Genomic DNA, 22,803 nt, shown 5'->3' with positions numbered 1-22,803 from the left:
GACTGTTTCCGTTTTGTGACACCGGTGTTAAATTGCGGCATTCGGCGCCCGTCAAAAATGGTGCACGCCGCCCGGCCACCGTCGCCGGACTGTCATCGAACACAAATAGAATCGCGCGATTCGCATCCGCGCCCGTTCCAATCTGGAGACAAATCGATGAGTTTGAAGCCGCTAATCCGTTCGCTTTCCGTTGCCGCCGTATTGAGTGTCGGCCTCAGCCAGGCGGCCCACGCCGCGACTGAAATCCAGTTCTGGCACGGCATGGAAGCCGCATTGGGCGAACGGCTGAACGACATCGCCAACGCGTTCAACGCATCGCAAAGCGACTACAAGATCGTGCCGGTCTTCAAAGGCACCTACGACCAGACTCTCGCCGCCGGCATCGCCGCGTATCGCAGCGGCAATGCGCCGGCCATCCTGCAGGTTTACGAAGTCGGCACCGCCACCATGATGCAGGCGAAGAAGGCCGTGATCCCCGTCTCGGAAGTGTTCAAGCAAGCCGGCGTGCCGCTCGATGAAAAGGCCTTCGTGCCGACCATCGCCAGCTATTACAGCGACGCCAAAACCGGCGAGCTGATCTCGATGCCGTTCAACAGCTCGACCCCGGTGCTGTACTACAACAAGGACGCCTTCAAGAAAGCCGGCCTCGACCCGAACCAGCCACCGAAAACCTGGGCCGAACTGCAGGCCGACGCACAAAAGCTGAAGGCGTCGGGCATGGCGTGCGGCTATTCATCGGGCTGGCAGAGCTGGATTCAACTCGAGAACTACAGTGCCTGGCACGGCGCGCCGTTCGCGACGAAGAACAACGGCTTCGACGGCCCCGACGCGCAACTGGAGTTCAACAAGCCGCTGCAAGTCGCGCATATCCAGTTCCTGCAGAACATGCAGAAGGACGGCACTTTCACGTACGTCGGCCGCAAGGACGAACCGGTGTCGAAGTTCTATAGCGGCGACTGCGGGATCATCACCAACTCGTCGGGGTCGCTCGCCACGATCAAGAAGTACGCGAAGTTCAACTTCGGCACCGGCATGATGCCGTACGACGCGAGCGTGAAGGGCGCGCCGCAGAACGCGATCATCGGCGGAGCGAGCCTGTGGGTGCTGTCGGGCAAGGATCCGGCGGTTTATAAGGGCGTGGCGAAATTCCTCTCGTATCTGTCGTCGGCGCCGGTTGCCGCCAAGTGGCATCAGGACACCGGCTATCTGCCGGTCACCACCGCCGCCTATCAACTGACGCAGCAACAAGGCTTCTACGAAAAGAACCCGGGCAGCGACACCGCCATCAAGCAGATGCTCAACAAGCCGCCGCTGCCGTACACGAAGGGCTTGCGTCTGGGCAACATGCCGCAGATCCGCACCATCATCGACGAAGAACTCGAACAGGTCTGGGCACAGAAGAAGACGCCGCAACAGGCGCTCGACGCCTCCGTGTCGCGTGGCGATGAACTGCTGCGCCGCTTCGAGAAAGCCGGCAACTAAGCGGTCGTCGGCAGGGTTTCGGTGCGCCCGCACCGAAACCCGTGCTTGCAGCAGAACCTTGGAAATCATCGATGGAAAAGCGCTCCAGCTTCGGCACCAGCCTGCTGCCCTACCTGCTCGTCGCGCCGCAACTCGCGATCACGCTGCTGTTCTTTCTGTGGCCGGCCGGTGAGGCGCTCTGGCAATCCACGCAAAGCCAGGACGCGTTCGGAACATCGAGTGAGTTCGTCGGGCTCGCCAACTTCAAGCAACTCTTCGCCGATCCGCTCTACCTCTCGTCGTTCTATACGACGCTGATCTTCTGCGCGCTCGTCACGGTGTCGGGGCTCGTGATCTCGCTGCTGCTCGCGGTCTGCGCCGATCGCGTGACGCGCGGCGCCAAGACCTATCAAACGCTGTTGATCTGGCCGTACGCGGTCGCGCCCGCGATCGCCGCCGTGCTGTGGTCGTTCCTGTTCAACCCGAGCATCGGCCTCGTCACCTACGCGCTGGCCAAGTACGGCATCGTGTGGAATCACGCGCTGAACGCGGGCCAGGCGATGTTCCTCGTGGTGCTCGCGTCCGTCTGGAAGCAGGTCAGCTATAACTTTCTGTTCTTCTATGCGGGCTTGCAGGCGATTCCGCGCTCGCTCATCGAAGCGGCGGCAATCGACGGCGCCGGTCCGGTGCGGCGCTTTTTCGGCATCGCACTACCGCTCCTGTCACCGACCAGTTTCTTCCTGCTGGTGATCAACATCACCTATGCATTCTTCGACACCTTCCCGGTGATCGACGCCGCCACCGGCGGCGGTCCCGCGCAAGCCACCCGCACGCTGATCTACAAGATCTTCGCCGAAGGTTTTCAGGGGCTCGACATCGGCAGTTCCGGCGCGCAGTCGGTCATCCTGATGGTGATCGTCGTCGCGCTGACGGTCGTGCAATTTCGCTTCATCGAACGCAGGGTTCAATACTCATGATCGAGAACCGCCGCGGTTTCGACCTCTTCTGCCACGCGGTGCTGATTCTGGGCGTCGTGCTGGTGGTGTTTCCGGTGTACGTCGCGTTCTGCGCGGCGACCATGAGCGAGCACGAAGTGTTCAGCGTGCCGCTTTCGCTGGTGCCGAGCACGCATCTGTTCGAGAACATCGCGACCGTCTGGTCGCAAGGCAGCGGCAACGCGGCGGCGCCGTTCGGCCGCATGCTGTTCAACAGCCTCGTGATGGCGCTGGTGATTTCGATCGGCAAGATCGCCGTCTCGATGATCTCCGCGTACGCGATCGTGTTCTTCCGTTTCCCGTTTCGCAACCTCGCGTTCTGGCTGATCTTCATTACGCTGATGCTGCCGGTCGAAGTGCGGATCTTTCCGACCGTGCAAGTCGTCTCGTCGATGCATCTGAGCAATACGTATAGCGGTTTGACGTTGCCGCTGATCGCCTCGGCCACCGCAACCTTCCTGTTCCGCCAGTTCTTCATGACGCTGCCGGACGAATTGATGGAAGCCGCGCGCATCGACGGCGCCGGCGCCATGCGGTTCTTCTGGGACGTCGTCTTGCCGCTGTCGAAGACGAACATGGCTGCCCTGTTCGTGATCACGTTCATCTACGGCTGGAATCAGTACCTGTGGCCAATTCTGATCACGAGCCAGCAATCGCTGACCACGGCCGTGGTCGGCATCAAAAGCATGATCGCGTCGGGCGACACCGCTACCGAATGGCATCTTGTAATGACCGCAACGCTGCTCGCCATGCTGCCGCCGCTCGCAGTCGTGCTGACGATGCAGCGCTGGTTCGTGCGCGGACTCGTGGACGCGGAGAAGTAAGCGGCGCCCGTTTGAGCGAGCTTCTTCCGGCATTGAAATCACAACACCGCGCGATCCGCGGCACGTAACGAAAGGCTAAAACGGCATGGCTGCACTGACTCTGCAAGGCGTGAAAAAAACCTACGACGGCAAACAGTTCGTGTTGCACGGCATCGACGTGGACGTCGCCGACGGCGAGTTCGTCGTGATGGTCGGCCCGTCCGGTTGCGGCAAATCGACCTTGCTGCGGATGGTGGCGGGACTCGAGCGCATCTCCGATGGCAATATTTCGATCGCCGGCAAAGTGGTCAATCAGCTCGAGCCGAAGGATCGCAACATCGCGATGGTGTTCCAGAACTACGCGCTGTATCCGCATATGAGCGTGGCCGAGAACATGGGCTATGCGCTGAAGATCGCGGGTGTCGAGCGTGCGCAGATCGAAAAGCGCGTGCAGGCCGCCGCGCAGATTCTCGAACTCGAAGCGCTGTTGCAGCGCAAGCCGCGCGAGCTATCTGGCGGGCAACGCCAACGTGTCGCGATGGGGCGCGCGATCGTGCGCGAGCCGGCCGTGTTCCTGTTCGACGAACCGTTGTCGAATCTCGACGCGCGCTTGCGCGTGCAGATGCGGCTCGAAATCCAGCGCCTGCATGCGCGGCTTGCAACGACGAGTCTGTACGTGACGCACGATCAGATCGAAGCGATGACGTTGGCCCAGCGCGTGATCGTGATGAACAAGGGCCACGCCGAGCAGATCGGCGCGCCGACCGAGGTCTATGAACGGCCCGCCACGGTGTTCGTCGCGAGCTTCATCGGTTCGCCGGGGATGAATTTGCTGGAAGGCCGCGTGTCGGACGACGGCTCAGTTTTCGAAGTGGCTGGGAACGGTCCGAAGCTGCCGTTGGCCGACGTCGCGTCGATCGACCGGGAAGTCGCCAAAGGACGCGAGTGGACGCTCGGCATTCGCCCGGAGCACATGAGCCCGGGTCAGGCGGATGCGCCGCACGCGACGCTCACCGTCGATTCCTGCGAATTGCTCGGCGCAGACAATCTCGCGCACGGCCGCTGGGGCAAGCACGACGTGACGGTGCGTTTGCCGCACGCGCATCGGCCCGCGGCAGGCGAGGCGCTGCAAGTGGCGCTGCCCGCGCGGCATCTGCATTTCTTCGATCCGGCGAGCGGACGGCGCGCGAATTGAAGAGCTCGCAAAGCGCGCGTGAGGTCAGAATAACAAGCACTCGAAAGACCATGACAGGCATGACTCGTAACACCTTGCGCGCCTGCACGGCAGCTGCCGCGGCGCTGTTGTTCAGCGTGTCCTCCGCGTTCGCGTATGTCGCACCGGGCGCCACGCCCGACGAAGCGAACCTCAGCAATCACAACACCTATACGAATCGCGACGGCAACACGGTGCACGCGCCAGCCCGCTCGTTATCCGGCAAGGCGCCGGAAGGCGCGACCGCGCGCTGCCGCGATGCCACGTACAGCTTCAGCCGGCATCGCAGCGGCACGTGTTCGCGGCATGGCGGTGTCGCGGATTGGCTCTGATCATCCGAGCGGGCCCGGACCGGACGGACACCCACTGCCGTCCGGCGCCCCTGCCGAAGTACAATGCCACCTGAAGAACCCGCCCGCGCGCGGGGCGTCGCGAAGTTCGACGCCATGCTTCACGCCGCGCCGGCCGGCGCCGGGCGCTCCGCCCGGCCATAACACCGATTACCCATCCACCCACGATCGCCCGCCCCCTACGCGGCCGGCGTCGTCAACGTCTATTGCAAGCAAATGGCCCAATACGTCTTCACCATGAACCGGGTCGGCAAGATCGTGCCGCCCAAGCGTCAAATCCTGAAAGACATCTCGCTGTCGTTTTTCCCCGGCGCGAAGATCGGCCTGCTCGGCCTGAACGGCTCGGGCAAGTCGACGCTGATCCGCATCATGGCCGGTGTGGACAAGGACATCGAAGGCGAAGCCACGCCGATGCCGAACCTGAACATCGGCTATCTGCCGCAGGAACCGCAACTCGATCCGAACAAGACGGTGCGTGAAGCGGTCGAGGAAGGTCTCGGCGACGTGTTCAACGCGCAAAAGAAGCTCGACGAAATCTACGCGGCCTACGCCGAACCGGACGCCGACTTCGACGCGCTCGCCGCCGAACAGGCGAAGTACGAAGCGATCCTCGCCACCTCCGACGGCGGCAACGCCGAGCAGCAGATCGAAATCGCCGCCGACGCGCTACGCCTGCCGGCCTGGGACGCGAAGATCGAACATCTGTCGGGCGGCGAAAAGCGTCGCGTCGCGCTGTGCAAGCTACTGCTCGAAAAGCCGGACATGCTGCTGCTCGACGAGCCGACCAACCACCTGGATGCGGAATCGGTCGACTGGCTCGAACAGTTCCTCACGCGCTTTCCGGGCACCGTGGTCGCTGTGACCCACGATCGCTACTTCCTCGATAACGCCGCCGAGTGGATTCTCGAACTCGACCGCGGCCACGGCATTCCGTGGAAGGGCAACTACAGCAGCTGGCTCGACCAGAAGGAAGAGCGCCTGAAGCAGGAAGAATCGTCGGAGTCGGCGCGTCAGAAGGCGATCAAGAAAGAACTGGAGTGGGTGCGCCAGAACCCGAAGGGCCGTCAGGCGAAGTCGAAGGCGCGTATCGCCCGCTTCGAGGAACTGAACAGCCAGGACTACCAGAAGCGCAACGAAACCTCGGAAATCTTCATTCCGGTCGGCGATCGTCTGGGCAATGAAGTGATCGAGTTCAAGAATGTCAGCAAGTCGTATGGCGACCGTCTGCTGCTCGACAGCGTCAGCTTCAAGGTTCCGGCGGGCGCGATCGTCGGCATCATCGGGCCGAACGGCGCGGGTAAGTCGACGCTGTTCCGCATGCTGACCGGCCGCGAACAGCCGGATTCGGGCGAGATCGTGCAAGGCCCGACCGTCAAGCTCGCGTACGTGGATCAAAGCCGCGACGCGCTGGACGGTTCGAAGACCGTGTTCGAGGAAATCTCCGGCGGCGCCGACGTGCTGACGGTCGGCAAGTACGAAACGCCGTCGCGTGCGTACATCGGCCGCTTCAACTTCAAGGGCGGCGACCAGCAGAAGGTGGTCGGCAATCTGTCGGGCGGTGAGCGCGGCCGGCTGCACCTGGCCAAGACGCTGATCGCGGGCGGCAACGTGCTGCTGCTCGACGAACCGTCGAACGATCTGGACGTCGAAACGCTGCGCGCGCTCGAAGACGCGTTGCTCGAGTTCGCCGGCTCGGTGATGGTCATCTCGCACGATCGCTGGTTCCTCGACCGGATCGCCACGCACATCCTCGCGTTCGAAGGCGATTCGCAAATCACGTTCTTCGACGGCAACTACCAGGAATACGAAGCGGACAAGCGCGCTCGTCTGGGTGAAGAAGCGGCGCGTCCGAAGCGTCTGCGTTACAAGCCGATCACACGATAAGCTGAGACCGGCTGGCCTGCGCGTTGGCTGGGCTGACGCGCAGGCCGCCTCGACGGCCGTTTTTCCGGGCGCTCGAGCGTGGCGTGCGCCGCAAACACCTGGCGTCGACGGTATGAGCGGTAGGGCACACGCATTGCGTGCCATGGCGTGATACACGTCATCGCGGCGAGACGTACGCATTCCTCGTTCCGCCCGGACGAACACCTCTAGGCGCGCCCACCCGATGAGCGCACAAGGCCGATCACTGCCACGCCGCGCGCCACGCGGTGATGAGGAGGCAAGCATGGCGATGTCGAAGGGCAAGCGCTGGGCCGTCGCCGTGGGCGGCGTGCTGCTGGTGCTGATCGTCGTCGTGGTTGGCGCCTTGCAGTTCGCGCAACGCGAGGTCAAGGAGCGCGTGATCGCGGCGCTCGGTCCCTTGGGCAGCGCCGAAACCATCGACGTCGGCCTCACCTCGGTTCATCTCACCAACGTTCTTCTCAAAGCGCCGCCCGGTTGGCCGGCCGGCGATCCGCTCCGGGCGGACGACATCACCGTCACGCCCGATATTCGCGATCTGATCGCGCGGCGCATGCATATCCGTAGCGTCGTGGTGCGCGGCTTCGATATCGCCGTGTTGCGCACCAAAGACGGCACGATTCGCTTGATGCCGAATCTGCGGGAATCGGTGAACCGGTACGACATCGAAGCCAGCGGCGCGGCGGCGTCCACTCCCCGCGAAAAGCAGGTCGATCACATCAGCTTCGAGCAGGGCAACTTCCACTTCTACGACATGACGGTTGGGCCGCCGCCGTTCAAAGTGACGGTCAGCAATGCCAACGCGACCGTCGACAATCTGCACCTGCCCGCCCTCACTGAGCCGACCAACGTCAATGTCACGGGCTCGATCAAAGGCCCGGCGCATACGGGCACCGTGTCGTTTGCCGGCTGGATCAAGATCGCCAGCAAGGATTCGCAGACCACCAGCAAACTGCGCGGTGTCGACATCGTGATGCTCGACCCGTACCTGATCAAAAAGGCCGGCACCAAGGCGCAAGTGACCGGCGGCACGATCGACCTGACGGTCGACTCGACGGTACGCAACTATCAGTTGCACGCACCCGGCTCGCTGACGGTCCACAATCTGCAGCTCGCCGACACCGGCAACCCGCTCGACACCTTCATGTCGATTCCGACCAAGGCTGCGGTCGCCGCGCTCAAGTCGCACAACGGCGACATCACGTTGCATTTCGTTCTGGATGGGAATTTGCGCGACCCGAAATTCTCGGTGCAGGAAGGCCTGATGAAGCGCATCGGCACCGGCTTTGCGAAGGCGCTCGGAGTGAGCGTCGAGGACGTGGCAAAGGGCGCGGGGGAAACTGTGAAAGGCTTAGGGAACGCGTTGAAAAATCTGCTTGGGCAGTAGGCCGGGGCAAAACTGCGTCGATGCGGGCAGAGTTAAAGCAGCGCCGTTGGAGCGCGGCCGCGCCGCTTTGCTGCCAGAAACGCACGAGCTTCGAACTGCTGGCCCAAGCTCGCGCAGTCTCCCTTCAATTTGCGAGGCGCGCTGAAACTGGAACGCAACTGCCTCGCTATTTCTTCGGAACCGTCCCAGCCTTAAACCGACAGCCCCAACTCGCGCAGTTTCGCTTCGGTTCGCGCGGCGCTGGTGTGATGCACGCCGTGCCAGCCGAGCGCGGTTGCGGCCTCCGCGTTCTTCAGGTTGTCGTCGATGAAGACGAGTTCGCCGGGCTCGATGCCCGGCATTTGCGCCTCGATCCGTTCGCGCATGGCCGCGAAAATGGCCGGATCTGGCTTCACCATCTTCACTCGCCCCGAGACGACGATGTCGCGAAACCGCCGCAGCACCGGGTAATGCTCCCACGCATACGGAAAGGTCTCCGCCGACCAGTTGGTCAGCCCGAAGAGCGGCACCTCGGCCGCTTCGAGCTTTTCCATGATCGCCACGCCCTCTTCCAGCACACCGGCCACCATGTCGTGCCAGCGTTCGTAGAACGCGCGGATCAGCGCTTCGTGATCGGGAAACTTTGCGACGAGTTCCTCGGTGGCCTCGACGATCGGCTGCCCGCCGTCCTGACGGATCACCCAGTCCATCGAACAGACGTGAGTCAGAAACCAGCGGCGCTCGGTCTCGTCAGGGATCAGTTCCCGATACAGATACTCCGGGCTCCAGTCGATCAGCACGCCGCCGAAATCGAACACCACTGCCTTGATGGCCATGCACTCTCCGTAAGCTGATTTCCGATCGCAATCAAATGGGTTGCGTGCGCAACTCCAACCACGCTTTGGCGTCGCCGGACACGTGCGGCGACAGACGCGTGCGCACGGACTCGTGATACGCGTTCAGCCACGCGCGTTCGTCCTCGCGCAGCAGCGACAGATCGAGGCAGCGCGTGTCGATCGGGCACAGCGTCAACGTCTCGAACTTGAGGAAATCGCCGAACTCGGTTTGACCGGCCGGCACGTTCAGAACGAGATTCTCGATCCGTACGCCCCATTTTCCCGGACGGTAAATGCCCGGTTCGACCGAGGTAATCATGCCCTCTTCCATTGCGGTCCACGGTTCGGCCGGCGCGTAGTGCGAAATCACCTGCGGGCCTTCGTGCACGTTCAGGAAATAGCCCACGCCGTGGCCGGTGCCGTGACCGTAATCGGCGCCGGCTTCCCAGATCGGCGCGCGGGCGATCGCGTCGAGCATCGGCGAACGGATGCCGCGCGGGAACTGCGCGCGCGACAACGCCATGGTGCCCTTCAGCACGATCGTGAAATCGCGCCGCTGCGCTTCGCTGACGGTGCCGATCGGCACCACGCGCGTGATGTCGGTCGTGCCGCTCAGATACTGCGCGCCGGAATCGATCAGCAACAGGCCGTTACCTTCAATCACCGAATGCGATTCCTGGGTAGCGCGGTAGTGCGGCATCGCGCCGTTCGCGTTGAAGCCGGCGATCGTCGCAAAGCTCAGTGACACGAAACCCGGACGGCGCGCGCGAGCCGCCGTCAGACGCTCGTCGATGGTGAGTTCGGTGATCTGCTCGCGGCCCAGCGCGCCTTCGAACCACGCGAAAAATTCCGCCAGCGCCGCGCCGTCCTGTTCCATCGTCTCGCGCACATGCTCGGCTTCCGCCTCGGTCTTGCGCGATTTGAAGAAGGTGGACGGATTGACGGCCTCGACCACCGTAACCGTTGACGGCACCGATTGCAGCGAGCCGAACGTGATGCGGCGCGGGTCGATCAGCAGCGTGCTGCCGGCGGGCAGCGCGGCCAGCGCGTCCGCGGCCTTCGCATACGGCTCGACGCTGATATTGTCTTTCGCCAGCGCATCGGCCAGCGCCTGCGGCACCTTGCCGTCGGCGACGAACAGCGACGCGTGGTCGACGCCGATCAGCGCGTGGGCCACGAACACCGGGTTGTAGCTGACGTCGGCGCCGCGCAGATTCAGCAGCCACGCGAGGTCGTCGAGCGTGGAGATGAAGTGCCATTGCGCGCCTTTGTCCGCCATGGCGCGGCGAATTTGCGCGAGCTTGTCCGACCGAGCGACGCTCGCATGCGGCGCGGCGTGCTCGAACACGGCGGCCGCCGGCAGCGACGGACGCTGCGGCCAGATCGCGTCGAACAGATCGACGTCGGTGCGCAGTTGCACGCCGCGCGCGCTCAGCGCCTGGCTCAAGGCCCGCGCCGCCGCCACGCCGAGCACGGCGCCGTCCACGCCGACCGTGGCGCCTGCCGGCACGTTCTGAGCGAGCCATTCGAAATGCGGCACGGTCTGCTGGCCGCCGGTCATCTTCATCAACTGAACGCCGGTGCCGGCTAGTTGCGCGTTGGCCTGTTCCCAATAACGGCTGTCTGTCCAGACGCCGGCGAAGTCCGCGGTCACGACCAGCGTGCCGGCCGAGCCGGTGAAGCCGGACAGCCACTGCCGGCCTTGCCAGCGCCCAGGCAGATACTCGGACAGATGCGGGTCGGCGGACGGCACCAGGTAGGCGGCGACGCCTTCGCGCGCCATTGCGTTGCGCAAGGTGGCAAGACGTTCGGGAATGGAGGAAGTTTCGGGGAGTCGGGCATTCATCGGAGTCACCTGCAAATATTCATCGACGGGAAAGCAAGCCGACCGTCACGGCGACGGCGATCAACGCGACGGCGGTGCAAACCGGCCATTCGAGCGTATCACCGTCATGGAAGAGACCAATCACATTGCCGGCCATGTGCGCGACGGCCGCGCCCAGCACGCCGGCCAGCAGCGCCACCCACCACCGGGCGCGGCTCGCGCGTCGCAGCGGATGCAACCACCAGCCCGCAAGGCCGATCGCCGCCCCCAACACTACAAGGCCGGGCCACCCCATTAACGGCTGGCCTCGCGCAGTTTCGGATTCGTCTCATGGGCGCAAGGGGCCAACACAGATAGCATTTTTGTCTCATTAACTATAGAAGTTCAGCACGGCGCTTTCCGCATAGCGGTTGAGTTTAGGGGTCGGGGTGATGTTAGGCAAGCTGTGAGCCTTACGGAAAAGCCTGGTCCCCGGTCATTGCCACGCTGAAAGCGCTTCATGCGAATCGCCCTTATCGAGCCGGACTTGCGGCATGCTGAACTGGTCGGCCGGCTGGTCTTCGCCGGCGGTCATCTGTGTCAGCACTTCATCGCGAGCGTGCCGTTTCTGACGCGCGCCAACGAAGAATTCTTCGACCTTCTCATCACCGAAAGCTGGGCCGGCGACCACTCCGCCGAAGACGTCATCGCGCGCGCCCGCGCCATCCTGCCGGGCTTGCCGGTGATCGTGCTGATGTCGGCGCCACGCGAAAGCCAGATTGTCGCCGCGCTGCACGCCGGCGCCGACGACTGCCTGACCAAACCGGTCCGCGGTCCGGAGATGCTGGCCCGCGTGGACGCGCTGTTGCGCCGCGCCGGCTTGCGGCGGCTGCCCAACCGGCGGCGCGACGTCATCGGCGAATATGCGTTCGATGCGGCGCAATTTGCCGTCACATTTCGTAAGCAAACGGTCACGCTCACGCCAAAGGAATTCCACCTCGCGCTGCTGCTGTTCAGCAATCTCTCGCGGCCGGTGTCGCGAGCGCATATTCTTGAAAACGTCTGGACGCGCCGCCGCGACGTAAGGTCGCGCACGGTCGACACGCACGCGTCGCGCGTGCGAAGCAAATTGCAGCTTCATCCTGAACACGGCTATTGCCTGACGCCGCTGTACGGCTACGGCTATCAACTCGACGCGATCCCGCCGGAAGCCGTTGTAAACGCGGAATAAGCCACGCACAATGTGAAAATCGTGGAAACGCTATAATATTGGGCTAAACCATAGCTCCCCCAAATGCAGCTTCTAACGATCGGAATCAATCACCACACTGCGCCTGTCGCCCTGCGCGAACGCGTGGCGTTTCCGCTCGAACAGATCAAGCCTGCATTGGACACCTTCAAGAGCGTCTGGCTGGGGCCGTCGGCCCGCACGGCGCCGGAAGCGGCAATTCTGTCCACGTGCAATCGCACCGAACTTTACTGCGCGACCGACGACCAGGCCGCGCGCGAAGCCGCGATCCAGTGGCTGTCCAAGTACCACAACCTGCCCATCGACCAACTCGCGCCGCACGTCTACGCGCTGCCGCAATCGGAAGCCGTGCGTCACGCGTTCCGCGTCGCGTCCGGGCTGGATTCGATGGTGCTGGGTGAGACGCAAATCGTCGGACAAATGAAGGATGCAGTGCGTACCGCGTCCGAAGCCGGCGCCCTCGGCACCTATTTGAACCAGCTGTTTCAGCGAACCTTCGCCGTGGCGAAGGAAGTGCGCAGCACGACTGAAATCGGCGCGCAGTCGGTTTCCATGGCAGCCGCCGCCGTGCGCCTCGCCCAACGGATTTTCGACAAGGTCTCGAACCAGCGCGTGCTGTTCATCGGCGCGGGCGAAATGATCGAGTTGTGCGCCACGCATTTCGCCGCGCAGCAGCCGAAGGAACTCGTAGTCGCCAACCGCACGGCCGAGCGCGGCACGCGTCTCGCCGAGCGCTTCAACGGCCGGGCCATTCCGCTGTCGGAGCTGCCGTCGCGCATGCATGAGTTCGACATTATCGTGTCGTGCACGGCGTCCACCTTGCCGATCATCGGCCTGGGCGCGGTCGAGCGGGCGGTCAAAGCGCGCCGCCACCGGCCGATTTTCATGGTCGATCTGGCCGTTCCGCGCGATATCGAACCCGAAGTCGGCAAGCTCGAAGACGTGTTCCTGTACACCGTCGACGACCTCGGCGCGATCGTCCGCGAAGGCAATGCGTCGCGGCAAGCCGCGGTTGCGCAGGCCGAAGCGATCATCGAAACGCGCGTGCAGAATTTCATGCAATGGCTGGACGCGCGCAGCATCGTGCCGGTGATCCGCCATATGCACACGCAAGCCGACGTGCTGCGCCGTGCCGAAGTCGAACGCGCGCAGAAAATGCTCGCACGCGGCGACGATCCGGCTGCCGTGCTCGAAGCGCTGTCGCAATCGCTCACCAATAAACTGATCCACGGTCCCACGCACGCGCTCAATCGTGCGAGCAGCGAGAACCGTGACACGCTCATCGAACTCATGAGCGGTTTCTACAAACACTCCGGGTCCACGGAGCGTTAGCGGCGCAGCCACCGCCGCGCTGTCCGGGCTACCCGCAAGTGGCCCGCGACATGCTTCTGACCAGGGCATCCGCCCACTCCCCTAGTCGCCGTCCTTGCCGGAGCCCGCTCCGATACCCGTCCGATGAAAACGAGCATGCAACGCAAGCTCGACCAGCTCACCACCCGGCTGGCCGAACTGAATGATCTGTTGAGCCGCGAGGACATCACCTCGAATCTCGACCAATACCGCAAGCTCACGCGGGAACACGCCGAGCTCGGGCCGGTGGTCGACCACTACGCGCTGTGGCGCCAGGCCATGAACGACGCGGCCACCGCACAGGAATTGCTGGCCGATGTGTCGATGCGCGACTTCGCCGAAGATGAAATTCGCGCGGCGCGCGAGCGCATGGAAAAACTCGGCGCCGAGTTGCAGAAAATGCTGCTGCCGAAAGACCCGAACGACGATCGCAACATCTTTCTCGAAATCCGTGCCGGAACGGGCGGCGACGAATCCGCGCTGTTCGCCGGCGACCTGCTGCGCATGTACCTGCGCTTTGCCGAGCGCAACCGCTGGCAAGTCGAGATGATGTCGGCGAGCGAATCGGATCTGGGCGGCTACAAGGAAGTGATCGTGCGGATCGCGGGCGAAGCCGCTTATTCGAAGCTCAAGTTCGAGTCCGGCGGCCATCGCGTGCAGCGCGTGCCGGCGACTGAAACCCAAGGCCGCATTCATACATCGGCGTGCACGGTCGCGGTCATGCCGGAAGCGGACGAAATCGGCGAAGTCGAGATCAATCCGGCCGATTTGCGGATCGACACGTTCCGCGCGTCCGGCGCGGGCGGGCAGCACATCAACAAGACCGATTCCGCGGTGCGCGTCACGCACTTGCCGACGGGTATCGTCGTCGAATGTCAGGACGACCGTTCGCAGCACAAGAACAAGGACCGCGCGCTGAAGGTGCTGGCCGCGCGCATCAAGGACAAGCAATCGCACGAGCAGCAGGCGAAGGAAGCCGCCACGCGCAAGAGCCTGATCGGCTCGGGCGACCGCTCGGAGCGGATTCGCACGTACAACTTCCCGCAAGGGCGTCTGACGGATCACCGCATCAACCTGACGCTCTACCGCCTCGACGCAATCATGGACGGCGATCTCGACGAACTGATCGCGGCGCTCGTCAGCGAGCATCAGGCCGAGTTGCTGGCCTCGCTGGGCGACGCGGACTAAAGCGCGCATGAGTTCGGCCACGCCCGCCACGCCCAACACGCCCGCCGCTTTGTTGCGCGCCTCGCCGCTGCCGCTGCTCGAAGCGCGCATCCTGCTCACGCATGTGCTCGGCTGGCGGCCCACGCAGCTGATTACGCGCAGCGACGAAGCGCTCAGCGACGAGTTTGTCGAGCGTTACCAGGCGCTGGAAGCACGGCGCGTAGCGGGCGAACCGGTAGCGCAACTGGTCGGCGCTCGGGAATTTTTCGGGCTGGATTTCGAAGTCACACCACACGTGCTGATTCCGCGCCCTGAAACCGAACTGCTGGTCGAAACGGCGCTGACGGCGTTGGAAAACCTCTCGCGGCCTCGCGTGCTCGATCTCGGCACGGGCACCGGCGCCATTGCCGTCGCGATCGCCTCGATGCGGCCCGACGCGCAAGTCTGGGCGCTCGACCGTTCCGCCGAAGCGCTGGCGGTCGCCACACGCAACGCCGCCCGCCTGCTCGACGCGAAACGGCCCGGCGGCGCCTTGGCATTGACGCAAAGCGACTGGTACGACTCGCTCGACGCCACCTTGCGCTTTGACCTGATCGTCAGCAATCCGCCGTATATCGCGAGTGGCGATCCGCATCTGGACGAAGGCGATCTGCGCTTCGAACCGCGCGGCGCGCTCACCGACGAAGCCGACGGGCTCAGCGCGATCCGCGCCATCATCGCCGGTGCGCCCACACGGCTCGCCGCCGATGGCGTATTGTGGATCGAGCACGGCTACGACCAGGCCGAAGCCGTGCGCGCACTGCTGACGGCGCAAGGTTTCGCGCAAGTCCGCTCGGAGCGGGACCTGGCCGGCATCGAGCGGATCAGCGGCGGGCGTTTGGACGGCTGACGCGCATCGCCTAATATCCACAAACGCTGCACGGACAAAGCGGCGCTCGGCCGGCCGTATCGAAATCCGCTATCATTTCAACCTATTCCCTACACATAACGGAACCGCAAGGTCAGTCATGGATACGCAACAACGCATCAAGCAAATCGTCGACGAGAACAACGTCGTCCTCTTCATGAAGGGCACTGCTCAGTTCCCGATGTGCGGCTTCTCGGGCCGCGCCATCCAGATCCTGAAGGCGTGCGGCGTCGGCGAGCTCAAGACCGTCAACGTCCTGGAAGACGACGAAGTCCGCCAGGGCATCAAGCAGTTCTCGAACTGGCCGACTATTCCGCAGCTCTACGTGAAGGGCGAATTCGTCGGCGGCTCGGACATCATGATGGAAATGTACGAATCGGGCGAACTGCAGCAACTGTTCGCCGCGGCCTGAGCGGCCACGGTCCACACGCTTCTATCCCCAAGGCGCCGCGAGCCATGGAAACACGCGCTGCGGCGCCACGCCGGCTGATCGTCGCGATTACCGGCGCGACGGGTGCCATCTACGGCATCCGGATACTCGAAACGCTGCGCAGGCTGGGCGGCGTCGAGAGCCATCTGCTGATTTCGAGCGCGGGCTGGCTCAATATTCAGCACGAACTCCGGTTGAGCAAAGAAGACGTGCATCCGCTCGCGGATGTCGTTCATTCGGTGCGCGACGTCGGCGCGAGCATCGCGTCCGGCTCGTTCGCCACCGACGGCATGGTCGTCGCCCCTTGCTCGATGAAGACGCTCGCCAGCGTCGCGCACGGTTTCTCGGACAACCTGATCACGCGCGCCGCCGACGTCACCCTCAAGGAGCGCCGCCGCCTCGTGCTGCTCGTGCGCGAGACGCCGTTCAATCTTGCGCATCTGCGCAATATGACGGCCGTCACTGAAATGGGCGGCGTGATCTTCCCGCCCTTGCCTGCTTTCTACAACCAACCCGCTTCCATCGACGAAATGGTCGATCACACCGTGGCGCGCGTGCTGGATCTATTCGCGCTCGGACCGGCTTTGTCGCCGGCGTGGGCCGGGCTGCGCGGCGTACAGGAATAGCGCCGTAGCCACAGCGTGCGATGACCGTGCATAAGCACGGATTCACAACATCTGCGACACAATCAATTCTGTTTTCACCCGTTTATCAAATCGCGGTGCAGCCCTATATTGGTAGCAACCCAATCTCTGCGCCGCGCTCTCGCGGCTGCGCTGCCGCCATGAACCGCTTACCTTCGCTTTTCCTGTCCCACGGCGCGCCCACGCTGCCGATCGACCCGTCGTTGCCGTCCGCCGAATTCGGCGCGCTGAGCGCCCAGTTGCCGCGTCCGCAAGCCGTGCTGATGCTGTCGGCCCATTGGGGCACGGCGCAGCCGGTGGCGAGCACGTCCACGGCGCCAGAGACGATCCACGATTTCTACGGCTTTCCGCGTCAGCTGTACGAAATTCAGTATCCGGCTCCTGGCGCGCCCGATGTGGCGCGCCGCGCGGCGGTGCTGCTCGGCGAAAACGGCATCCTCACGGGCGCGCAGCCGCACGGACTCGACCACGGCGCATGGGTGCCGATGCTGCTCATGTTTCCGGATGCAGACGTACCCGTCGCCCAGTTGTCGATCCAGCCGCACATGGACGCGGCGCATCACTTCCGCGTCGGCCGGGCGCTGCGGTCGTTGAAAGACGACGGCGTGATGGTGATCGGCTCCGGCCAGATCACGCACAACCTGCGCGCCGCCGACTTTTCCGCGCGCCCTGAAGACGCCGATCCGCGCGTCGCCGAATTCACCGACTGGTTCGAGGAAAAGCTCGCCGCGCACGACATTGAAGCGCTGCTCGACTACCGCCGCCAGGCGCCGCATGCCGTGCTGATGCATCCCACCGACGAGCATCTACTGCCGGTCTTCGCCGCGTTGGGCGCTGCGGACGACGATTACTCGCTGGCCATCCAGTCGCTTGGGACCTACCAGCGCTCGCTGGCCATGACGAACTACGTGTTCGGCACCGCCTGACGCAGCGTCAATAAGTGCGGCAGAAAAGAAAAACCCCCGCCTGAGCAACTCAGGCGGGGGTTTTTTACAGACTTCAGTGCAGCACCTTAATGCGCGCCCATGCCTTCGAGCACTTCGTCGTGCTCTGTGCGCTCGTCCAGATATTCCGAGCGATAACCGCTCGTCACGCCCCAGTAGTAGAACACCAGCGAAAACGCGATCACCACCACCATATCCCAGCCGTAAGGGATGAGGTCGTGACCGCCGAACTGCTTGCTGCCGATCAGCGACAGAATCGCCATCACCGGCAGATAGGCGACCAGCCACCACGCCGCCTTCAGATCACGTCCCCAGCCGGCAAAGCCCGACTTCGCCTGGAAGTAGAAGTACACCGGCAACGCGACGACCATCAGCAGAATGATTTCGCCGGTCAGCGGCCACTTCGCCCAGTACAGGATCAGCGACGCGCAGACGAACGCGAACGGCGCAATGATCTTCATGCCCGGGATATGCAGCGGACGATCGAGGTCCGTCGCCGCGCGGCGCAGGGCCATCAGGCTGATTGGGCCGGTCAGATACGAAATCACCGTTGCGACCGAGATCACCGCCGCGAGCGAACTCCAGCCGCGGAAGAAGAACAGGAAAATGAACGACACCAGCAGGTTGAACCACATCGCCTGACGCGGCACGCCGTAGAACGGGTGCACGTTGCCGAACATCTTCGGCATGGTGTTGTTGCGTTCCATCGCGTAGATCATGCGGCTCGTGGTCGCCATATAGGTCGTGCCGGTGCCGCTCGGGCTGACGAATGCGTCGACGTACAGCAGAATTGCCAGCCAGTTCAGGTTCAGCGCAATCGCGAGTTCCGCGAACGGCGAAGCGAAGTTGAAGTGGCTCCAGCCCTTCATCACGTCGCCCGGGTTCACCGCGCCGATATACGCGACCTGCAACAGCACGTAGATCACCAGCGCGAGCAGGATCGAGCCGATCACCGCGAACGGCACGCTCTTGGCCGGATTGCGCGCTTCACCCGCGAGATTGATCGGGCTCTGGAAACCGTTGAACGCGAACACGATGCCGCTCGTCGACACGGCCGTCAGCACCGCTGACCAGCCGTACGGTGCGAAGGTGCTCGCTTCGCCGAAGTTTTCCTTGTGGAAGCCCGTCAGCATCAAGCCGAGGATCGTCGCGCCGGGAATCAGGAACTTGAAAATCGTAATCGCCGAGTTGGCGCGCGCGAACAGTTTCACGCCCCAGTAGTTCAGCATGAAGTAAATGATCACGAGCGCAGCGGATAGCAATAATCCATTCGTAGTTAATGAGCCATCCACGAATAGCGCATGCGCCCAAGGATAGGGCCACGTACTCATATATTGAATGGACGCTTCAGCCTCGATGGGAATCACCGAGACAATCGCGATCCAATTGGCCCATGCGCTAATGAAACCAACCAGCGCACCGTGCGAATAGCGCGCGTAACGCACCATGCCGCCGGACTCCGGGAACATCGCGCCGAGTTCCGCGTAGGTCAATGCGATCGCGAGAATCACGACCGCGCCGATCACCCATGCACAAATGGCAGCGGGACCGGCGATTTTTGCGGCCTTCCACGCGCCGAACAGCCAGCCGGACCCGATGATCGAACCCAAGCCCGTCAGCATCAGCGCGAACGGCCCAATGTTCCGTTGTATAGAACTTTTCACGTCTTCTCCTGTGTCGGCCGGAGTGAGCGCCTCGGCACTCCCTCCGCCCCATGCAAGTTTGCTGCAGAACCATGACGGCACCGCGTGACATCGCCTTGGGGCGTTGCAGACGGGTGACGCGCATTCGTACGCGACGGCCCATTCCAGACAGGTGCAACCGACGCGAGGCGCGTAGTTTAACGGTTGCACCCAGCCTCTGCAGCGAAACCAAGGGTTCTCCCTAGCAAAAAATTCAGACGAATAGCAAGCTTTGTAAGCAACTTTTACGCCAAGCTGACGAAAGTTTGTAAAGTTGTGGGGAGACTGTTGACCTTCTCTCGAAATCGCCGTATAACGTTCGGGCAGGATTTCAAGCGGCGAGTGAATTGGTCTTTCGTAGTTCGCCCATCAACGGTACTCCGGTTGGTCCCATTACCCCTTCCTTGATTTTCATGCACCCTCTGGGCTTCGGCCTTATTTACCATCTTTAGGAACAAGTAATATGGAAACCGGTACCGTCAAGTGGTTCAATGACGCAAAGGGCTTTGGCTTCATCACGCCGGACGGCGGCGGCGAAGATCTGTTCGCGCATTTCTCGGAAATCCGCACGGAAGGCTTCAAGACGCTGCAAGAAAACCAAAAGGTTACGTTTGAAGTGAAGACGGGCCCGAAGGGCAAGCAAGCTGCTAACATCAAGCCGGTGTAAGCAACACGCTTCCTTCTGGACGCAAAAAAACCCCGCCTCGGCGGGGTTTTTTATATCCATCGCCATTGCGAATGGTGATTATCTTCGCAGTATGCGATTGGTGATTTGGTTATCCGAATAGACGCCGCGCGTGAATACCCAGTCCAGTCGCGACACTCGCAAGTCGGTCGCCGAATACTGCTTTGGCATCCGGAAATGCCGCCGCCAATGCGCCCGATAAAAACGCCAATCCGGTCGAACCGCCCGTAAAGTAAATCGCGTGGACGTCGCGTGTCGCGACGCCGGCCGCCTGCACCGTGTCGCGAGCCGCCTGCACGATGCGGGCCGTTTCGTCGTGGCCGGCCTTGATGAGTTGCACCTCGTCGAACGCGAGGCGCAGGTCGTCTTCGACTTCATCGAGGTCGATCACGGTCTCTCCGCCCGCCGCCACGCCGATCTTCGCCTCTTCCGCGTGCGCTGCCAGCGCATGGCCCAGCCGGCGGTCCACGACGCGCATCAGCCGATCATGGTGCTTGACCTCAGTGAACAGGTGCCGCATCAGCGCGAGTTCGCTGACGCGCTTCGGGGCGTAGACGGTGTTGATCAAATGCCAGGTCGCCAGATCGAAATAGATCCGGTTCGGGATTTCGCGGCCTTCCGGGTCCAGCGTCTGATAGCCCAGTTCGCGCAGGATCGTCGCCAGTTCCACGCGCCGGTCGAAATCCGTACCGGCGACGTGCACGCCGTGGTGCGCCAGCACGTCGTCCTTGCGCTCGACGCGCTTCATCCGCTCCGGCCCGACCCGCACCAGCGAAAAGTCCGACGTACCGCCGCCGATGTCGGCCACCAGCACGAGTCCTTCTTCCGTCAGATGCGATTCGTAGTCGAACGCGGCCGCGATCGGCTCATACTGAAAGTGAATTTCCCGCAGGCCGACCGAGCGCGCAGCGGCTTCGAGCTGCTGCTGCGCCATCTGATCGGCACGCGGATCGTCGTCGACGAAAAACACGGGCCGGCCCAGCACGGCGCGATGAATCGCGCCGCCCGCGCTTTTTTCGGCCGAGCGCTTGAGGTGCTCGACGAAAATCGCGATCACATCCGTGTACTTGATCGCGGAACCGTCGCCGAGGTCGGTGGAGTTCTCGGCGAGCGGCGAGCCGAGAATGCTCTTCATCGAGCGCATCAGGCGGCCGTCGAAGCCGTCGATGTAGGCTGCTAGCGCCGCCCGCCCGAATTCGCGGGTGTTTTCGTCGGTGTTGAAAAAGACCGACGTGGGCAGCGTCGTGTAGGCGCCCTCGACCGGCGCGAGCTTGAGCGCGCCGCCGACAGGAACGGCCACAGCCGAGTTGGAAGTACCGAAGTCAATCGCGCAATAGTTCATGGCAGGAATCGCCGCTCACGGCTGGCGCGGACAGAAAGGGGAGCGGCTTTGTAACACGAAAGCCCAATCAGCATCAACTGACGCTTGGACACGCTCCAGATAATGGAAGAACCCAACTCAACGGAACGAATATTGCTCATTTTGACAGGATACGCCGCCAATTTTCGGAATTGAGGAGACTTCAAGCAATGAGCGCGCCGCCTACTGCCGCTGTTCACGAAAAAAACGCCACGGTCGTCGAAACCGATCTGCCCTCGCGGCTCGACCGTCTGCCGTGGGGCCGGTTTCACTCGCTGCTCGTGGTGGCGCTTGGCGTGACGTGGCTGCTCGACGGTCTGGAAGTCACGCTGGCGGGCGCGGTTGCGAGTGCGTTGAAGTCTAGCCCATCGTTGCACTTTTCCAACGCCGACGTCGGCCTGGCCGGTAGCGCCTACATCGCCGGCGCGGTGCTCGGCGCGCTGGGATTCGGCTGGCTGACCGACCGGCTGGGCCGCCGCAAGCTGTTTTTTATCACGCTCGCGCTGTATCTGGCAGCGACTGCGGCAACCGCGCTGTCGTGGAATCTGGCCAGCTTTCTGCTGCTTCGCTTCCTGACCGGCGCCGGGATCGGCGGTGAATACACGGCGATCAATTCGACGATCCAGGAATTCACGCCGGCGCGCCTGCGCGGCTGGACCGATCTCGGCATCAACGGCACGTTCTGGGTCGGCGCGGGGCTCGGCGCGGCCGGCTCGCTAGTGCTGCTCGATCCGCATCTGTTGCCGGCCGATTGGGGCTGGCGCGCCTGCTTCTTCATCGGCGCGGTGCTCGCGCTGGGGATTCTGCCGATGCGCATCTGGCTGCCCGAAAGCCCGCGCTGGCTGCTCACGCACGGCGACGAGCGCGACGCGCGCGCGATCGTCGAAGGCATCGAAACGCGCTTTCGCCACGAAGGTCACACGCTCTCCGACGAAGGCCTCCTGCGCCTGCGGCTGCGTGCTCGTGGACATACGCCGCTGCGCGAGGTATTCCATACGCTCTTCAACGTGCATCGACGGCGCGCGCTGGTCGGCCTGTCGCTGATGACCGCGCAGGCGTTCTGCTACAACGCGATCTTTTTCACCTACGCGCTGGTGCTCACCGATTTCTACCACGTGCCGGGCGACCACATCGGCTGGTATCTGCTGCCCTTCGCGCTCGGCAATTTCCTCGGACCGCTGCTGCTCGGCAGGCTCTTTGACGTCATCGGGCGGCGCAAGATGATCGCGGCGACTTACGCGATCTCCGGCATTCTGCTGACGCTCAGCGGTTACCTCTTCGAGCAGCAGATGCTCACCGTCGTGACGCAGACGATCGCGTGGATGGTGATTTTCTTCTTCGCGTCGGCAGCTGCGAGCTCGGCTTATCTGACCGTCAGCGAATCGTTTCCGCTGGAAATTCGCGCGCTGGCCATTGCGGTTTTCTACGCGTTGGGCACGGCGCTCGGCGGCATCGCCGGGCCGGCGTTCTTCGGCCGGCTGATCGACACGCATCAGCGCAGCGAAGTGTTTTTGGGCTATCTCGTCGGCTCGGGGCTGATGCTCGCGGCGGCGGTGATCGCGGCGATCTGGGGCGTGGACGCGGAGCGCAAGTCGCTGGAGAGTGTGGCTACGCCGCTGTCGAGCGTCACGGAGGATGTGGAATAAAAAACGCGC

At 63.2% G+C, this 22,803-nt stretch carries 21 protein-coding genes; 16 read left to right on the top strand and 5 right to left on the bottom strand.

Features of this window, described 5'->3' with window-relative positions; all coding sequences use genetic code 11:
- The first annotated feature begins 156 nt into the window (after positions 1 to 156).
- From ugpB to P0D80_RS23860, 7 genes are all read left to right on the top strand, one after another.
- On the top strand, positions 157 to 1,482 hold the full coding sequence (ugpB, locus tag P0D80_RS23890) for a sn-glycerol-3-phosphate ABC transporter substrate-binding protein UgpB (protein WP_132376782.1): 1,326 nt from the start codon (positions 157 to 159) through the stop codon (positions 1,480 to 1,482).
- A gap of 71 nt (positions 1,483 to 1,553) precedes the next feature.
- Positions 1,554 to 2,438 (top strand): sn-glycerol-3-phosphate ABC transporter permease UgpA, encoded by an 885-nt coding sequence (gene ugpA, locus P0D80_RS23885; protein WP_012434461.1) that lies wholly within the window; start codon positions 1,554 to 1,556, stop codon positions 2,436 to 2,438.
- Entirely contained in the window at positions 2,435 to 3,280 is an 846-nt protein-coding gene (ugpE, locus tag P0D80_RS23880) for a sn-glycerol-3-phosphate ABC transporter permease UgpE (RefSeq protein WP_007180267.1), read from the top strand. The genes ugpA and ugpE overlap by 4 nt, the downstream gene beginning before the upstream one ends.
- 85 nt (positions 3,281 to 3,365) lie before the next feature.
- Positions 3,366 to 4,454 carry a sn-glycerol-3-phosphate import ATP-binding protein UgpC gene (locus P0D80_RS23875; protein WP_408286981.1) on the top strand — a complete coding sequence of 363 codons (1,089 nt, stop codon included), beginning with the start codon at positions 3,366 to 3,368 and terminating at the stop codon, positions 4,452 to 4,454.
- A 50-nt stretch (positions 4,455 to 4,504) separates the two neighbouring features.
- Positions 4,505 to 4,804 carry a DUF3761 domain-containing protein gene (locus P0D80_RS23870; protein WP_408286980.1) on the top strand — a complete coding sequence of 100 codons (300 nt, stop codon included), beginning with the start codon at positions 4,505 to 4,507 and terminating at the stop codon, positions 4,802 to 4,804.
- Positions 4,805 to 5,038: 234 nt separating this feature from the next.
- On the top strand, positions 5,039 to 6,706 hold the full coding sequence (gene ettA, locus P0D80_RS23865; protein WP_408179095.1) for an energy-dependent translational throttle protein EttA: 1,668 nt from the start codon (positions 5,039 to 5,041) through the stop codon (positions 6,704 to 6,706).
- A 283-nt stretch (positions 6,707 to 6,989) separates the two neighbouring features.
- The gene (locus P0D80_RS23860; RefSeq protein WP_408286978.1) at positions 6,990 to 8,111 is read left to right on the top strand and encodes a DUF748 domain-containing protein; all 1,122 of its coding nucleotides are present in this window, start codon (positions 6,990 to 6,992) and stop codon (positions 8,109 to 8,111) included.
- 191 nt (positions 8,112 to 8,302) lie between these two features.
- On the opposite strand, the gene P0D80_RS23855 is transcribed toward P0D80_RS23860, so the two are convergent.
- Genes P0D80_RS23855 through P0D80_RS23845 form a run of 3 tightly spaced genes read right to left on the bottom strand, consistent with a single transcriptional unit; the run spans position 8,303 to position 11,046 of the window.
- Positions 8,303 to 8,926: an HAD family hydrolase gene (locus P0D80_RS23855; protein WP_408286976.1), complete on the bottom strand. Its 624-nt coding sequence runs from the start codon at positions 8,924 to 8,926 to the stop codon at positions 8,303 to 8,305.
- A gap of 31 nt (positions 8,927 to 8,957) precedes the next feature.
- Positions 8,958 to 10,772, bottom strand: coding sequence for an aminopeptidase P family protein (locus P0D80_RS23850; protein ID WP_408286975.1), 1,815 nt, complete (start codon positions 10,770 to 10,772; stop codon positions 8,958 to 8,960).
- Positions 10,773 to 10,791: 19 nt separating this feature from the next.
- A complete protein-coding gene (locus P0D80_RS23845) occupies positions 10,792 to 11,046 on the bottom strand; it encodes a hypothetical protein (RefSeq protein ID WP_408179091.1) in 255 nt (84 codons plus the stop codon).
- A gap of 204 nt (positions 11,047 to 11,250) precedes the next feature.
- Between P0D80_RS23845 and P0D80_RS23840 the strand changes: the two genes are divergently transcribed.
- From P0D80_RS23840 to P0D80_RS23810, 7 genes are all read left to right on the top strand, one after another.
- On the top strand, positions 11,251 to 11,961 hold the full coding sequence (locus P0D80_RS23840; RefSeq protein WP_408286974.1) for a response regulator transcription factor: 711 nt from the start codon (positions 11,251 to 11,253) through the stop codon (positions 11,959 to 11,961).
- 63 nt (positions 11,962 to 12,024) lie between these two features.
- Positions 12,025 to 13,311 carry a glutamyl-tRNA reductase gene (gene hemA, locus P0D80_RS23835; RefSeq protein ID WP_132376774.1) on the top strand — a complete coding sequence of 429 codons (1,287 nt, stop codon included), beginning with the start codon at positions 12,025 to 12,027 and terminating at the stop codon, positions 13,309 to 13,311.
- Between the two features lie 123 nt (positions 13,312 to 13,434).
- Positions 13,435 to 14,517, top strand: a complete 1,083-nt coding sequence (gene prfA, locus P0D80_RS23830) for a peptide chain release factor 1 (protein ID WP_408179090.1) — start codon at positions 13,435 to 13,437, stop codon at positions 14,515 to 14,517.
- A 7-nt stretch (positions 14,518 to 14,524) separates the two neighbouring features.
- Positions 14,525 to 15,385, top strand: a complete 861-nt coding sequence (prmC, locus tag P0D80_RS23825) for a peptide chain release factor N(5)-glutamine methyltransferase (protein WP_408286973.1) — start codon at positions 14,525 to 14,527, stop codon at positions 15,383 to 15,385.
- Positions 15,386 to 15,503: 118 nt separating this feature from the next.
- Positions 15,504 to 15,815, top strand: coding sequence for a Grx4 family monothiol glutaredoxin (gene grxD / locus P0D80_RS23820; RefSeq protein ID WP_408286971.1), 312 nt, complete (start codon positions 15,504 to 15,506; stop codon positions 15,813 to 15,815).
- Between the two features lie 44 nt (positions 15,816 to 15,859).
- Positions 15,860 to 16,459, top strand: coding sequence for a UbiX family flavin prenyltransferase (locus P0D80_RS23815; RefSeq protein ID WP_408179088.1), 600 nt, complete (start codon positions 15,860 to 15,862; stop codon positions 16,457 to 16,459).
- Between the two features lie 158 nt (positions 16,460 to 16,617).
- A complete protein-coding gene (locus P0D80_RS23810; RefSeq protein ID WP_408286969.1) occupies positions 16,618 to 17,403 on the top strand; it encodes a DODA-type extradiol aromatic ring-opening family dioxygenase in 786 nt (261 codons plus the stop codon).
- A gap of 86 nt (positions 17,404 to 17,489) precedes the next feature.
- On the opposite strand, the gene P0D80_RS23805 is transcribed toward P0D80_RS23810, so the two are convergent.
- On the bottom strand, positions 17,490 to 19,085 hold the full coding sequence (locus P0D80_RS23805) for an APC family permease (RefSeq protein WP_408179086.1): 1,596 nt from the start codon (positions 19,083 to 19,085) through the stop codon (positions 17,490 to 17,492).
- A gap of 481 nt (positions 19,086 to 19,566) precedes the next feature.
- Between P0D80_RS23805 and P0D80_RS23800 the strand changes: the two genes are divergently transcribed.
- On the top strand, positions 19,567 to 19,770 hold the full coding sequence (locus tag P0D80_RS23800) for a cold-shock protein (RefSeq protein ID WP_007180251.1): 204 nt from the start codon (positions 19,567 to 19,569) through the stop codon (positions 19,768 to 19,770).
- 109 nt (positions 19,771 to 19,879) lie between these two features.
- On the opposite strand, the gene P0D80_RS23795 is transcribed toward P0D80_RS23800, so the two are convergent.
- Positions 19,880 to 21,130 (bottom strand): Hsp70 family protein, encoded by a 1,251-nt coding sequence (locus P0D80_RS23795; protein ID WP_408286968.1) that lies wholly within the window; start codon positions 21,128 to 21,130, stop codon positions 19,880 to 19,882.
- A 188-nt stretch (positions 21,131 to 21,318) separates the two neighbouring features.
- Here P0D80_RS23795 and P0D80_RS23790 point away from each other — a divergent pair, with 188 nt between their 5' ends.
- On the top strand, positions 21,319 to 22,794 hold the full coding sequence (locus P0D80_RS23790; RefSeq protein WP_408286967.1) for an MFS transporter: 1,476 nt from the start codon (positions 21,319 to 21,321) through the stop codon (positions 22,792 to 22,794).
- Positions 22,795 to 22,803: the final 9 nt, after the last annotated feature.

It is taken from the genome of Paraburkholderia sp. RL17-373-BIF-A (genome assembly GCF_046030175.1).
GTDB lineage: Bacteria > Pseudomonadota > Gammaproteobacteria > Burkholderiales > Burkholderiaceae > Paraburkholderia.
The sequence above is the reverse complement of the archived record's forward strand: the minus strand, read 5'-3'. Positions and strand labels throughout refer to the sequence as shown.

Excerpts from the sequence above, each read along its gene's own strand:
- ettA (WP_408179095.1), top strand. The coding sequence starts at position 5,039 with ATGGCCCAATACGTCTTCACCATGAACCGGGTCGGCAAGATCGTGCCG.
- P0D80_RS23860 (WP_408286978.1), top strand. The coding sequence starts at position 6,990 with ATGGCGATGTCGAAGGGCAAGCGCTGGGCCGTCGCCGTGGGCGGCGTG.
- prfA (WP_408179090.1), top strand. The coding sequence starts at position 13,435 with ATGAAAACGAGCATGCAACGCAAGCTCGACCAGCTCACCACCCGGCTG.
- P0D80_RS23845 (WP_408179091.1), bottom strand. The coding sequence starts at position 11,046 with ATGGGGTGGCCCGGCCTTGTAGTGTTGGGGGCGGCGATCGGCCTTGCG.
- P0D80_RS23855 (WP_408286976.1), bottom strand. The coding sequence starts at position 8,926 with ATGGCCATCAAGGCAGTGGTGTTCGATTTCGGCGGCGTGCTGATCGAC.
- P0D80_RS23795 (WP_408286968.1), bottom strand. The coding sequence starts at position 21,130 with ATGAACTATTGCGCGATTGACTTCGGTACTTCCAACTCGGCTGTGGCC.
- P0D80_RS23840 (WP_408286974.1), top strand. The coding sequence starts at position 11,251 with ATGCGAATCGCCCTTATCGAGCCGGACTTGCGGCATGCTGAACTGGTC.
- prmC (WP_408286973.1), top strand. The coding sequence starts at position 14,525 with ATGAGTTCGGCCACGCCCGCCACGCCCAACACGCCCGCCGCTTTGTTG.
- P0D80_RS23790 (WP_408286967.1), top strand. The coding sequence starts at position 21,319 with ATGAGCGCGCCGCCTACTGCCGCTGTTCACGAAAAAAACGCCACGGTC.
- P0D80_RS23800 (WP_007180251.1), top strand. The coding sequence starts at position 19,567 with ATGGAAACCGGTACCGTCAAGTGGTTCAATGACGCAAAGGGCTTTGGC.
- P0D80_RS23875 (WP_408286981.1), top strand. The coding sequence starts at position 3,366 with ATGGCTGCACTGACTCTGCAAGGCGTGAAAAAAACCTACGACGGCAAA.
- P0D80_RS23850 (WP_408286975.1), bottom strand. The coding sequence starts at position 10,772 with ATGAATGCCCGACTCCCCGAAACTTCCTCCATTCCCGAACGTCTTGCC.
- ugpA (WP_012434461.1), top strand. The coding sequence starts at position 1,554 with ATGGAAAAGCGCTCCAGCTTCGGCACCAGCCTGCTGCCCTACCTGCTC.
- ugpB (WP_132376782.1), top strand. The coding sequence starts at position 157 with ATGAGTTTGAAGCCGCTAATCCGTTCGCTTTCCGTTGCCGCCGTATTG.
- P0D80_RS23870 (WP_408286980.1), top strand. The coding sequence starts at position 4,505 with ATGACAGGCATGACTCGTAACACCTTGCGCGCCTGCACGGCAGCTGCC.
- ugpE (WP_007180267.1), top strand. The coding sequence starts at position 2,435 with ATGATCGAGAACCGCCGCGGTTTCGACCTCTTCTGCCACGCGGTGCTG.
- hemA (WP_132376774.1), top strand. The coding sequence starts at position 12,025 with ATGCAGCTTCTAACGATCGGAATCAATCACCACACTGCGCCTGTCGCC.
- P0D80_RS23810 (WP_408286969.1), top strand. The coding sequence starts at position 16,618 with ATGAACCGCTTACCTTCGCTTTTCCTGTCCCACGGCGCGCCCACGCTG.
- P0D80_RS23815 (WP_408179088.1), top strand. The coding sequence starts at position 15,860 with ATGGAAACACGCGCTGCGGCGCCACGCCGGCTGATCGTCGCGATTACC.
- grxD (WP_408286971.1), top strand. The coding sequence starts at position 15,504 with ATGGATACGCAACAACGCATCAAGCAAATCGTCGACGAGAACAACGTC.